We start from the raw sequence: 12364 nt of genomic DNA on the forward strand, positions 1-12364 counted from the left end.
TCTACCGCTAACTTTATGACTTTGATCGCTTTTTTATTTCATAATCACCACAATGGATAGGCGCAGACTATTAATTTTAACTCATCGATCGTTATACAACCACCGGCACACTTTTTTTGACAACGCAACAGGGAAAACAGACGCAGGCAGAGAGAATTAATCGCGGCGATTTTTTTAATTATTTAATATTTAAATAACAATAAATGATAAAAACAATGACAATTCGCCCATAAAAAAACCGCTTACGCTGTGAAGCGTAAACGGCTTTTTTAGAACATTACTGACTCAGTGAAGGACGGTGACCGCATCCTCAAGGCGTTTAGCCCGGTGTTTCACCATCGCCGACACCTGGGCGCTGGTTTCCACCAGCGCGGCGTTTTTCTGGGTAATCGCATCCAGCTCCGCTACCGCGCGGGTCAGCTCCGACAGCCCGGACGCCTGCTCGGAGGTCGAGTGGCTGATCTCCGCGATAAGCCGGGTGACGTTCTGCACTTTCTCCACAATATCATCCATTGTGCGCCCGGCAGCATTGACCTGCTCTGAGCCCGACAGCACTTTGCTGGCGCTGGCGTCGATCAGTTTGCGGATGTCGTTGGCGGCGGTAGCGCTGCGGCTGGCAAGATGACGCACCTCTCCGGCTACCACCGCAAAGCCTTTGCCCTGCTCCCCTGCCCTGGCCGCTTCTACCGCCGCATTCAGCGCCAGAATATTGGTCTGGAAGGCGATGTCATTAATCAGCTTGGTGATAGAGCCGATACGCTGGGTGCTGTCGGCAATCTCGTCCATGGTTTTGACCACGGTTTGCATCGCGTGTCCGCCTTCGGTGGCGGCATCACTGGCGGCGATGGAGAGCTTATCAGCGTCAACCGCGGTTCTGGTGTTGTTCTGGACGGTCATTGCCAGCTGGTTCATGGTCTCCACGGTCTGCTTCACGTTCGACACCGTCTGGTGGGTGCGATCGTTAAGGTCATCATTGCCCTTCGCCAGCTGGTCGCTGCCGTCGCGCACGTTAACGACCTGGCTGGAGACATCATTGATCAGCCAGCGGCACATCAGGCCGAGCTGCCCTACTGCGCGCAGGGTCAGCCCCAGCTCGTCGCTGCGGTTGAGATGCTCAACGCTGTTGCGCTCGCCCGTCGCCACCTTCAGCGCCTGACGCGCCACGTTCTCGACCGGACGCACAATCTGCTGCTCAAACAGGAGCGTACCCAGCAGCATGACCAGCGCGCTGGCGCCCAGTGCTGACCATTCCGCACCGGTGGCAAACAGGGTGGCCGCCAGCACGGCAAATAACGCGGTCATCACGCCGCGGACCCGCCAGCGCAGCGGCATCGACGGGAGTTTGCCGGTCCAGCCTCTGGCAACCACCAGCCCTTTATGCACGCGCTTTTTGCAGCGCCCTTCGTTCAGCGCCTTATAGAGCGGCTCGACAGCGGCGATCTCTTCCGGCGTGGCCTTCACGCGGATGGACATGTACCCGGTGGTCTGGCCGTTGCGCACCATCGGCACCGCATTCGCGCGCACCCAGTAGTGATCGCCATTTTTACGGCGGTTTTTCACAATTCCGCTCCAGGGTTCGCCCTGTTGCAGGGTATACCACATGTCGGCAAAGGCCGCTTTTGGCATATCCGGGTGACGGACCTGGTTGTGCGGCTGTCCTGTCAGTTCGGCAAGCGTATACCCGCTTACCTGCACAAACGTGTCGTTGGCCTGAGTAATGTAGCTGTGCAGATCGGTGGTGGACATCAGGGTGGTGTCATCTTGCAGCGGGTATTCACACTGCGTGACAAACGGTTGAGGCGACATAGGCATCCCTTGCAGGTTACTTGAATGTTATTTTTGTGGCGTAAATATTTTACGGCGGTAACGAACATATCTTTAGTTGTTAAACATGCCTGAGATCGCAAAACGCCACTAAACCGCATTTTTTGTGTGTTTTTATAATTTATTGATATCTAATGGTTTCGCGACGAAACTACTCCTGAAGGAGGATCCGTATCTGTTCCCTTTCCGCCCTAAAACAGAGCAAATGCACTGCTATCGGGCATCTCTGTTTCTGAAAATTCCCTGCCGCAGCGGCCAGGCTGCGCTTTTGCATGATTAAATATTGTGTAACATTATTTTAACCTGGCGTTTATCCCGATTTTTGTTAAGGCCCTGGATGTGGCGTAAAGCCTGCAATACTTAATCCAGTATCATGTGATACGCCATCCCCGGGAGCACATCTTGAACAGGTTACCTTCCAGCGCGTCGGCCCTTGCCTGTACCGCGCACGCCTTGAATCTCATTGAGAAGCGAACGCTTGATCATGAGGAGATGAAACAACTTAACCGCGAGGTGATTGATTACTTCAAAGAGCATGTCAATCCAGGTTTTCTCGAATACAGGAAATCGGTAACGGCAGGCGGGGATTACGGAGCCGTAGAGTGGCAGGCGGGAAGTTTGAATACGCTTGTCGACACTCAGGGACAGGAGTTTATAGATTGCCTGGGTGGATTTGGTATTTTCAACGTGGGGCACCGTAATCCAGTAGTAGTTTCCGCCGTACAAAATCAGCTTGCAAAACAACCCCTTCATAGCCAGGAACTGCTTGACCCTTTGCGGGCGATGCTGGCAAAAACGCTGGCGGCACTGACGCCGGGGAAACTGAAATACAGCTTCTTCTGTAACAGCGGCACGGAATCGGTCGAAGCGGCGATCAAACTCGCCAAAGCGTACCAGTCGCCGCGCGGGAAGTTCACGTTTATCGCCACCAGCGGCGCCTTCCACGGCAAGTCGCTCGGGGCCCTCTCTGCCACCGCGAAATCCACCTTCCGTAAGCCGTTTATGCCGCTGCTGCCGGGCTTCCGCCATGTGCCGTTCGGCGACATCAACGCCATGCGCACCATGTTGTCGGAATGCCATAAAACCGGCGATGAGGTGGCGGCGGTGATCCTCGAGCCTATCCAGGGCGAAGGCGGCGTGATCCTGCCTCCGCAGGGCTACCTGCCCGCGGTGCGTAAGCTCTGCGATGAGTTTGGCGCGCTGCTGATCCTGGATGAAGTGCAGACCGGCATGGGGCGTACCGGCAAAATGTTTGCCTGCGAGCACGAGAACGTGCAGCCGGACATTCTGTGCCTGGCGAAAGCGCTGGGCGGCGGCGTGATGCCGATTGGTGCCACTGTCGCCACCGAAGAGGTCTTCTCGGTGCTGTTCGATAATCCTTTCCTGCATACCACCACCTTTGGCGGCAATCCGTTGGCCTGTGCCGCGGCGCTGGCGACCATCAACGTGCTGCTGGAGCAGAACCTGCCCGCCCAGGCGGAACAGAAAGGCGACATGCTGCTGGATGGCTTCCGCCAGCTAGGGCGTGAATACCCGGATCTGGTCCAGGAGGCGCGCGGCAAAGGGATGCTGATGGCGATTGAGTTTGTCGATAACGAAACCGGCTACAGCTTCGCCAGCGAGATGTTCCGCCAGCGGGTGCTGGTGGCAGGCACGCTCAACAACTCGAAGACCATTCGCATTGAACCGCCGCTAACGCTGACCATTGAGCAGTGTGAGCTGGTGCTGAAAGCGGCCCGTAAGGCGCTGGCGGCCATGCAGGTGAGTGTGACCGAAGCGTAAAAACCGCCGGGCGGCGCTGCGCTTGCCCGGCCTACAAAACCCGCACCGTTTGAACCCTTGTAGGCCCGGTAAGCAACGCGCCACCGGGCAACAGACCGCACAAGCCCGTAGGCCCGGTAAGCAACGCGCCACCGGGCGATTTTTACTCCGGCATCAACCCGACAAAACAACGTTTTTTACGCGGCTCAGACATGAGATCCTCAAGTTTTTCCACACACGCCAGATAGTGCGGGGTCTGCTTATGCGCCGCCACTGCCTCCTCATCCTTGTAAGCCTCGTAGATAAAGAACCGGGTTTTCACCCGCGGATCCTGCAAAACGTCAAACCGTAGGTTGCCCGGCTCCTGGATCGCTCCTTCATGGTTGGCGCGAAACACCTCCAGAAACTCGTCCACCTTGTCCGGCTTAATGTTGATCTCCACTAAGGTCACGTTCATTGTGTTTCTCCTTGTTTTTCCTCCTGCCAGAACTGATACGCCTCGCGGGCGCTCATCTTCTCGTGCACTACCTTCTTCACCGCCTTGAGCATCGCCAGCGGCGCGCTGGACTGGAAGATATTGCGTCCCATATCGACACCCGACGCGCCCTGATCGATGGCGCGGAAGCACATCTCCAGCGCCTCGTGCTCCGGCAGCTTTTTACCCCCGGCGATGACAATCGGCACCGGGCAGCTGGCGGTCACTTTCTCGAATCCCTCTTCCACAAAATAGGTTTTGACGAACTGCGCCCCCATCTCGGCGGCGATGCGGCTGGCGAGCGAGAAGTAACGCGCGTCGCGGGCCATCTCCTTACCCACGCCAGTCACCGCCAGGGTCGGCATACCGTAGCGGTTGCCCGCATCCACCAGCTTGATGATGTTGTTGATCGACTGGTGCTCATACTCACTGCCGATATAGACCTGCGCCGCCACCGCACAGACGTTGAGGCGCAGGGCGTCCTCCATCGCCACCGCCACGCACTCGTTAGAGAGTTCGCCCAGCATCGAGTTGCCCCCGGAGGCGCGCAGCACCACCGGCTTGTTGGTGACGGGCGGCACGGTGCTTCTGAGAATGCCGCGGGTACACATCAGCACATCGGTTTCGCCAAACAGCGGCGCAATAGAGAGATCGATGCGCTCCAGCCCGGTGGTCGGCCCCTGGAAATAGCCATGATCGAAGGCCAGCATCACCGTGCGGTTGCTGGTGGGGTTAAAAATGCGCGCCATGCGGGACTGCATCCCCCAGTCCAGCGCCCCACACCCCTTCAGGGTAAAAGGCACATTCTGCTGCGGCCGGTCGAGGCCAAAGTTCTTGCCCTCTTTGATGTCGTCTAAATCAGCCATGTTCTCTCCCGTCAGAAGTCGTAGTTGTTGATGTTCTCTTTGGTGAACACCACCCGCTCCGGCAGCAGCACAATGCCGTTGCCTTTCGCTTCATACTGATAGCCCTGCACGCTGTTCGGCTCGACCTTGAGATTGCCGATATCCTTGATCTCCACGCTGTCGCCGACGTTAAGATCGCCTTTTTTCAGCAAACGATCGGCGACATTGACCGCAATTTTGCCCTGCTGCACCACATCCCACAGGCCGAAGGCTTTCACCGTGCCGCGCTCCACATACGGACGCATAACGTTCGGCGTGCTGAAGCCGACGATCGCCACCCCTTCACGCTTCAGGTTTTCCGCCGCCTGGGCTGCCGCCGGCAGGGCGTTGGCATCTGGGGCGATGATCGCATCCAGATCCGGGTAGGCTTTTAAGATCCCCTCGGCGGTCTGCAAGGATTTGGTGGCGTCGTTATAGCCAAACTGGGTGGTGACGATCTGCCACTGGGGATGATCTTTGGCGATTTTGGCTTTCGCCGCGTTCACCCACTGGTTCTGGTCGGTGACGGTGGGGCTGGAGTAGAAGAAGGCCACTTTGGCGTCCGGTTTGGTCACCTGCTTCGAGGCCATCTCCACCAGCAGGCCACCGAGCTGTTCCGGCGTCCCCTGGTTGATGTAGATGCTGCGGCACTCCGGTTTGGTGTCGGAATCCCAGGTCAGCACTTTCACTCCGCGCTGCATGGCGCGCTTCAGCGCCGGGCAGAGGCCATCCGGCGACACGGCGGAGACGATAATGGCGTTATAGCCCTGGTTGACGAAGTTATTGATCAGCTGCACCTGCCCCGAGACGCTCGGCTCGGTGGGGCCATCGTAGGTAACGTCCGTGCCCAGCGCTTTACCCGCCTCTTTCGCCCCGTTGCCGCCGCTGGTAAAGAAGCCGACCCCCACCAGTTTCGGGATAAACGCAATGCGGTCGGCGGCCTGCGCCGAGGCAACGCTTAACGCTACGGCCAGCACCATCAGTTTTATTTTCATCTTACGCTCCGGGTAGTTTTGTGAAGAGAGATCGCACCCACTCACGGTGCAGACTCAGTGAACGTCCCATCACCACCACAACCAACAGCGCCCCTGACAGCGCGCTCGACACCTGGTTGGGGATGCCGACCATCTGTAACCCCTGTTGCAGATACCCCACCAGCAATGCCGCCAGCGCAGTACCCAGTACCGAACCTGAACCACCATAGATATTCGCCCCGCCCAGCACCGCGGCGGTGAGCGCGGGCATCAGCAGGTCGCGCCCTAAATCAGAACGCGCTGAGCCGAAATAGGAGACCATCACCAGGGCGGCAATCGCCGACGCCACCCCCACCAGGCCATAGAGCGCGTAGGGCATGCCGTTAACCGACAGCGCCGCATAGCGCGCCGCGCGCGGATTCTGCCCAATCAGAAACAGATGGCGGCCAAAGCGCCCGCGATGGGTAATCAGCCAGAAGAGAAAGGTGATGATCGCGAACAGCACCAGCGGGATAGGCAGCCCGATAACCGTGAGATTGGCAAAAGCGGTAAAGCTCTCCGGGAAGCCGCCAATGCCTTCGTAGCCGGTCGCCCCGGCCATACCCGAGAGCAGCAGCGCTCCGCCGCCGTAGAGGTAGAGCGTGCCGAGGGTGATCACCAGCGGGCTGATGCCGGTGTAGTGGATAAGCAAAGCGTTGAACAGACCACACAGCAGCCCGAGCAGCAGGGTGAGCGGGATCGCCGCCGCCATCGGCACGCCAGACTGCATCATCACCCCCAGGGCGATGGCGCACAGGCCGATGGTCGAGCCGAGGGAGATGTCTATCCCGCCGCTGATGATCACCAGCGTCAGCGGCAGCGCCACAATGCCGATGCAGATAAAATCGCTGGTGCTGAACAGCAGCATATTGATGTCGAGCATCCGCGGGTTAAGGGTGCCAAACAGCAGGATCTCCAGCACCAGTAACAGCAGCAGCGCCCACTCCCAGTTAAGCTTCATCTACGCCACCTCTTTGTTGCGTTTGCGAAACGGGGTGACGTGCTTCCCCCCTTTGTTGCCCGGCTGAAAACGGCTGTACTTCAGGGCCCGCTGATGACGCGCCAGCGCCTGGCGCAGCCGTCCGTCCAGTACCAGTACCCCCAGCAGGACCAGGCCAGCGATAAAGTCGTTCCACCAGGCCGGGAGGCGGAACAGCACCAGCACGGTGTCGATCTGAGTCAGGAAGAAGGCCCCCAGCAGGGCGCCAATTAAGGTTCCGGTGCCGCCGAGCAGGGAGATGCCGCCGAGCACGCAGGCGGCGATGGCTTTCATCTCCAGCCCGCTGCCGGTCTGGTTAGGGACAAAACCGATCTGCGCGGCAAAGACGATCCCGGCGCAGGCGGCCAGTACGCCGTTAATCGTGAAGGCCGCCATCCGGGTGCGGTTGACCGCCACCCCGAGCTGGCGGGCGGCGGCGAGGTTATCCCCCACGGCGTAAAAATCCCGGCCAAAGGCGGTGCGCGACAGCGTCCAGGTCCCGAGAGCGGCGATAATCAGCACTACGATCCCCAGGGGCGATACCCCAAGCGCCACCGGCTCTGACAGGGATTTCAGGCTCACCGGCAGCCCTTCAATCCACTTCCCGCCGGTCCAGAGCAGCATCACCCCGCGCCATAGCCCCAGCGTGCCGAGGGTGGCGACAATCGCCGGAATGCGCAGCCCCACCACCAGCAGGCCGTTGAAGGCCCCCGCCAGCGCCCCGATCGCCAGCGCAAAGAGGATTGCCACCGGCAGGCCGTAGCCGTTGTTCAGCGCCACCCCCACGGCGATGGCGCAGAGCCCGACAATCGAGCCGACCGACACATCAATATTGCGGGTCAGCATCACCAGCCCGGCGCCGAGGGCCAGCAGGATCAGGATTTGCGAACTGGCGAAGATCATCCCCAGAGTCTGCAAACTGAGATAGGCCGGATTCAGGGCCACCAGCACCACAAACAGGGCGAGGATCGCCAGCAGAGCGCTGAGCTCGCGGTTTTTCAGGAGTGTTTTCATGCCTGCCCTCCGAAGGCCAGGGACATCATGCGATCGAGGCTGACGGCGTGGCGCGGCAGTTCCCCGCTGAGTACCCCCTGGTGCATCACCAGCACCCGATCCGCCAGGCCGGGAAACTCATCCATGTCGCTGGAGATCATCAGCACCGCCACGTTTTGCGCCGCCACGCTTTTGAGAAGCCCATAGATATCGGCCCGGGCGGAGACGTCCACGCCGCGGGTCGGCTCATCAACAATCAGCAGCAGCGGATTGGCCTCCAGGCAGCGGGCCAGCAGCACCTTCTGCTGATTGCCTCCCGACAGGGTGCGCACGGTCTGATCCGGGCCGTTGAGTTTGATCCCCAGCGCCCGGTGATAGCGCTCCACCACCGCCGCCTCGCGTTTGCGCTGCTGCCAGAGGGAAGGTTCGTTCAGCGCCACCGTATTCCAGCGTACCGGCGCATCAAGGAACAGGCCGGAGACCTGCCGGTCTTCCGGGAGATAGACCAGCCCTTTCTCCAGCCGGGCGCTGACCGGATCGCGGTCGATCTGCTGGTTTTCGAGCCAGATCCTCCCGCCCCGCGACGGACGCAGGCCGTAGAGCGTTTCAGCAAATTCGGTGCGCCCGGAGCCTACTAATCCCGCCAGGCCGACGATCTCCCCGGCGTAGATCTCCAGACTGAGATCGATAAAGCCCTCCCCGGTAAGCGTCTCCACCCGCAGCACCGGAAAATCCTGCGCCTGGGTGCGGCGATTGCCCGGCAGCGCCAGCCACAGCTTTTGCGTGTCGCTCAGGCCCTGCTCGCGGCTGACCGGGGTCATGGCGGCGATGAGCGCGTTATCGTCAAACTGCGCGGTTTCGCCGCTCAGCACGATTGCCCCGTCGCGCATCACCGAGACATGGCTGGCGAGCTGACGAATTTCGAGCAGCTTGTGAGAGATAAAGACGATACCGACGCCCGTTTCCTGAAGCGCGCGGATCTGGCGGAACAGGCGCTCCGTTTCGCCCGGCGTCAGCGAGGCGGTGGGTTCATCAAGGATGAGGATCTTCGCTTCGCGCATCAGCCCGCGCAGGATCTCCACCATCTGCTGATCCGCCACCTCCAGGGTGCTGGCGGCGGCCTCTAAATTGAGCTGGCACTGGAGCTGCTCCAGCTTATCCCCAAGGCGCTGGGCGGTGGCCTGCCCGCGCGGCAGGCGAAAGAGAATGTTTTCCCGCACGCTGAGGTTCGGAAACAACATCGGCTCCTGGGGTACAAGATAGATGCCGAGCTGGTGGGCCTGGCCCGGTTTGAGGCGAGCAAAAGGCTGGCCCTCAATAGAAAGTTCACCGCGGTCGGGCGTTTCGACCCCGGCAACAATCTTCATCAGGGTCGATTTCCCGGCGCCGTTGCCCCCCATCAGGGCGTGTACCTGGCCGGCAAGCAGAGTGAAATCAATGTTTTTCAATACTGGAACGCCGGAGAACTGCTTCTGGATCCCGCGCGCCTCAATCAGTGCTCTCATTATCGCTCCGCTATTGAACAAATGATTTTTGAAATTAATAATGTTCAAAAGCGTAGACGGTGAACTATATTTACAACCGTGCAGGGATCACAGTTTTATGGATATGATCCCGATAATGCTGAAACATTCCGGAATATCCGTTTTGCCGTGTGGCTCACAGATTCAAGCTGCGGCAAAGCGAACATATGATCTAAATTTTGATAAGAGTTCAAATATGGCTGAGAAACGCGTTGCCGAAGAGGGACGATTTGCCGGACTGGCACTGACGGAAGAGGAACTGGTGGCGCGCGTGGCGTGGTGCTACTACCACGACGGCCTGACGCAGAACGATATTGGCGAGCGGCTGGGCTTACCGCGGCTCAAGATTTCGCGACTGCTGGAAAAGGGCCGACAGTCGGGGGTGATCCGCGTGCAGATCAACTCCCGCTACGAAGGGTGTCTGGCACTGGAGACCGAGCTCCAGCAGCGTTTCGGCCTGAAGCTGGTGCGTGTCCTGCCCGCTCTGAATACCCCGGCGATGAGCGTGCGCTTAGGGATTGGCGCCGCGCAGTCGTTAATGGGCGTGCTGGAGCCGGGGCAACTGCTGGCGGTGGGATTTGGTGAAACCACCATGAGCTGCATTCAGCACTTAAGCGGCTTTATCAGCTCCCAGCAGGTGCGGCTGGTGACCCTCTCCGGCGGCGTCGGGCCCTATATGACCGGCATTGGCCAGCTGGATGCCGAATGCAGTATCAGCATGATCCCCGCCCCGCTGCGGGTCTCATCGGCGGAGGTGGCCGGGATCCTGAAGCGGGAATCCAGCGTGCGGGATGTGATCCTCGCCGCCACCGCCGCCGATGTGGCGGTGGTCGGCATTGGCTCAGTGAACCAGCGCCGGGATGCCACCATCTTGCGTTCCGGCTACATCAGCGAAGGGGAACAGCTGATGTTTGCCCGCAAAGGGGCGGTGGGCGACATCCTGGGCTATTTCCTCAATGCCGAGGGAGAGCGGGTATCGGATCTGGAGATCCACCGTGAATTACTGGGCGTCACCCTCGATGAACTGGCGCAGTTGCCCACCATCGTTGGCGTCGCCGGAGGAGAAGAGAAAGCCGATGCGATTTATGCCGCACTGAAGGGTCGCCGTATCAATGGCCTGGTGACGGAAGAGACGACAGCCCGCGCGGTGCTGGCTCTGGCCGGATAAGAGTCGCCCTGCGCCTGACACGAGGCAAGCTCATGAGTTACCTTTTAGCGTTAGATGCAGGGACAGGCAGCGTTCGCGCCGTGGTGTTTGATCTCCAGGGCAACCAGATAGCCGTCGGCCAGGCCGAATGGAAACACCTGAGCGTGGAGAACGTCCCCGGCTCGATGGAGTTCGACCTCGACACCAACTGGCGGCTGGCCTGCCAGTGTATTCACCAGGCGCTGGAGCGGGCGCACCTGAGCGCGGCGGATATCCAGTCCGTCGCCTGCTGCTCAATGCGTGAGGGGATTGTCCTCTACGACCGCAACGGCGACGCCATCTGGGCCTGCGCCAACGTCGATGCCCGCGCCAGCCGCGAAGTGGCCGAACTCAAAGAGATCCACGATTACCGCTTTGAATCCGAAGTGTATGACGTCTCCGGCCAGACGCTGGCCCTGAGCGCCATGCCGCGCCTGCTGTGGCTGGCGCACCATCGCCCGGATATTTATCGCAACGCGGCGACCATTACCATGATCAGCGACTGGCTGGCGGCGAAGCTCTCCGGCGAGCTGGCCGTTGACCCGTCTAACGCTGGCACCACCGGCATGTTAGATCTCTTTTCCCGCGACTGGCGGCCCGCGCTGCTGGACATGGCCGGGCTGCGGGCCGATATCCTCTCGCCGGTCAAAGAGACGGGGAGCGTGCTGGGTGCCGTCACCCGGGAGGCGGCGCAGCAGTCGGGCCTGCGGGAAGGCACACCGGTGGTGATGGGCGGCGGCGATGTGCAGTTGGGCTGTCTGGGACTGGGGGTGGTCCGCGCCGGGCAAACCGCAGTACTGGGCGGCACCTTCTGGCAGCAGGTAGTCAACCTGCCACAGGTACGTACCGATCCGCAGATGAACATCCGCGTGAACCCGCACGTCATTCCGGGTATGGCCCAGGCGGAGTCGATCAGCTTCTTCACCGGGCTGACCATGCGCTGGTTCCGCGACGCCTTCTGCGCCGAAGAGAAGCTGATCGCCGAACGCATGGGGATGGACACCTACGCCCTGATGGAGGAGATGGCCAGCCGGGTACCGGCGGGCTCTCACGGGGTGATGCCGATCTTCTCCGACGCCATGCACTTTAAGCAGTGGTATCACGCTGCGCCGTCGTTTATTAACCTCTCCATCGACCCCGAAAAATGCAATAAGGCTACCCTGTTCCGCGCCCTGGAGGAGAATGCGGCGATTGTCTCCGCCTGTAACCTGGCGCAGATTTCGCAGTTCTCCGGCGTCACCTTTGACAGCCTGGTGTTTGCTGGCGGCGGCGCGAAAGGAGCGCTGTGGAGCCAGATCTTAAGCGACGTTACCGGCCTGCCGGTGCGGGTGCCGGAGGTGAAAGAAGCCACCGCGCTCGGCTGCGCCATCGCCGCCGGGAGCGGCGCCGGGCTGTATGGTGATATGGCTGCCACGGGTGAGTCGCTGGTGAAATGGAGCCGGGAGTTCACCCCCAATCCGGCGCACCGGGAGCTGTACGACGGCATGATGCAGAAGTGGCAGGCGGTCTATGCCGACCAGCTCGGGCTGGTGGACAGCGGGCTGACCACGTCGATGTGGCAGGCACCGGGGCTGGTGCGCGCAACGGCGCCGTAAAAACGCCGGATGGCGCTGCGCTTATCCGGCCTACGGTTTTGTAGCCCCGGTAAGCACAGCGCCACCGGGGAAGTTCTTTGAGATCTATCACAATCATTCGATCCCGCTTTTACCTTTCTTCTGCCGCTGGC

The 12364-nt window shown here is 60.2% G+C and carries 10 protein-coding genes; 3 read left to right on the forward strand and 7 right to left on the reverse strand.

Annotated elements, in window-relative coordinates; genetic code table 11:
- Nucleotides 1-285: 285 nt before the first annotated feature.
- Complete coding sequence (locus tag GNG26_RS19055) at nucleotides 286-1806, reverse strand: PAS domain-containing methyl-accepting chemotaxis protein (RefSeq protein ID WP_156239803.1); 1521 nt, start codon at nucleotides 1804-1806, stop codon at nucleotides 286-288.
- Nucleotides 1807-2226: 420 nt separating this feature from the next.
- Here GNG26_RS19055 and ygjG point away from each other — a divergent pair, with 420 nt between their 5' ends.
- On the forward strand, nucleotides 2227-3606 hold the full coding sequence (gene ygjG / locus GNG26_RS19060) for a putrescine aminotransferase (protein ID WP_180209756.1): 1380 nt from the start codon (nucleotides 2227-2229) through the stop codon (nucleotides 3604-3606).
- Between the two features lie 142 nt (nucleotides 3607-3748).
- On the opposite strand, the gene lsrG is transcribed toward ygjG, so the two are convergent.
- The 6 genes from lsrG to lsrA are packed head-to-tail and all read right to left on the reverse strand — an operon-like array spanning nucleotide 3749 to nucleotide 9434.
- Nucleotides 3749-4042: a (4S)-4-hydroxy-5-phosphonooxypentane-2,3-dione isomerase gene (lsrG, locus tag GNG26_RS19065; protein ID WP_156239805.1), complete on the reverse strand. Its 294-nt coding sequence runs from the start codon at nucleotides 4040-4042 to the stop codon at nucleotides 3749-3751.
- Nucleotides 4039-4926 (reverse strand): 3-hydroxy-5-phosphonooxypentane-2,4-dione thiolase, encoded by an 888-nt coding sequence (lsrF, locus tag GNG26_RS19070; protein ID WP_156239806.1) that lies wholly within the window; start codon nucleotides 4924-4926, stop codon nucleotides 4039-4041. The genes lsrG and lsrF overlap by 4 nt, the downstream gene beginning before the upstream one ends.
- An 11-nt stretch (nucleotides 4927-4937) precedes the next feature.
- On the reverse strand, nucleotides 4938-5939 hold the full coding sequence (gene lsrB / locus GNG26_RS19075; protein ID WP_103824876.1) for an autoinducer 2 ABC transporter substrate-binding protein LsrB: 1002 nt from the start codon (nucleotides 5937-5939) through the stop codon (nucleotides 4938-4940).
- A gap of 1 nt (nucleotide 5940) precedes the next feature.
- Entirely contained in the window at nucleotides 5941-6918 is a 978-nt protein-coding gene (gene lsrD / locus GNG26_RS19080; protein WP_114316611.1) for an autoinducer 2 ABC transporter permease LsrD, read from the reverse strand.
- On the reverse strand, nucleotides 6919-7950 hold the full coding sequence (gene lsrC, locus GNG26_RS19085; RefSeq protein ID WP_103824878.1) for an autoinducer 2 ABC transporter permease LsrC: 1032 nt from the start codon (nucleotides 7948-7950) through the stop codon (nucleotides 6919-6921).
- Nucleotides 7947-9434 carry an autoinducer 2 ABC transporter ATP-binding protein LsrA gene (lsrA, locus tag GNG26_RS19090; RefSeq protein ID WP_156239807.1) on the reverse strand — a complete coding sequence of 496 codons (1488 nt, stop codon included), beginning with the start codon at nucleotides 9432-9434 and terminating at the stop codon, nucleotides 7947-7949. Before lsrA ends, lsrC begins: the two co-directional genes overlap by 4 nt.
- Before the next feature lie 214 nt (nucleotides 9435-9648).
- Here lsrA and lsrR point away from each other — a divergent pair, with 214 nt between their 5' ends.
- A complete protein-coding gene (gene lsrR, locus GNG26_RS19095) occupies nucleotides 9649-10620 on the forward strand; it encodes a transcriptional regulator LsrR (RefSeq protein ID WP_156239808.1) in 972 nt (323 codons plus the stop codon).
- 32 nt (nucleotides 10621-10652) lie between these two features.
- On the forward strand, nucleotides 10653-12233 hold the full coding sequence (gene lsrK, locus GNG26_RS19100) for an autoinducer-2 kinase (RefSeq protein WP_156239809.1): 1581 nt from the start codon (nucleotides 10653-10655) through the stop codon (nucleotides 12231-12233).
- The last annotated feature ends 131 nt before the right edge of the window (nucleotides 12234-12364 follow it).

This window comes from Leclercia sp. J807 (assembly GCF_009734465.1).
Classification (GTDB): domain Bacteria; phylum Pseudomonadota; class Gammaproteobacteria; order Enterobacterales; family Enterobacteriaceae; genus Enterobacter.

Coding starts and splice junctions, on each gene's coding strand:
- lsrG (WP_156239805.1), bottom strand. CDS start 4,042: ATGAACGTGACCTTAGTGGAGATCAACATTAAGCCGGACAAGGTGGAC.
- GNG26_RS19055 (WP_156239803.1), bottom strand. CDS start 1,806: ATGTCGCCTCAACCGTTTGTCACGCAGTGTGAATACCCGCTGCAAGAT.
- lsrK (WP_156239809.1), top strand. CDS start 10,653: ATGAGTTACCTTTTAGCGTTAGATGCAGGGACAGGCAGCGTTCGCGCC.
- lsrR (WP_156239808.1), top strand. CDS start 9,649: ATGGCTGAGAAACGCGTTGCCGAAGAGGGACGATTTGCCGGACTGGCA.
- lsrA (WP_156239807.1), bottom strand. CDS start 9,434: ATGAGAGCACTGATTGAGGCGCGCGGGATCCAGAAGCAGTTCTCCGGC.
- lsrF (WP_156239806.1), bottom strand. CDS start 4,926: ATGGCTGATTTAGACGACATCAAAGAGGGCAAGAACTTTGGCCTCGAC.
- lsrC (WP_103824878.1), bottom strand. CDS start 7,950: ATGAAAACACTCCTGAAAAACCGCGAGCTCAGCGCTCTGCTGGCGATC.
- lsrB (WP_103824876.1), bottom strand. CDS start 5,939: ATGAAAATAAAACTGATGGTGCTGGCCGTAGCGTTAAGCGTTGCCTCG.
- lsrD (WP_114316611.1), bottom strand. CDS start 6,918: ATGAAGCTTAACTGGGAGTGGGCGCTGCTGCTGTTACTGGTGCTGGAG.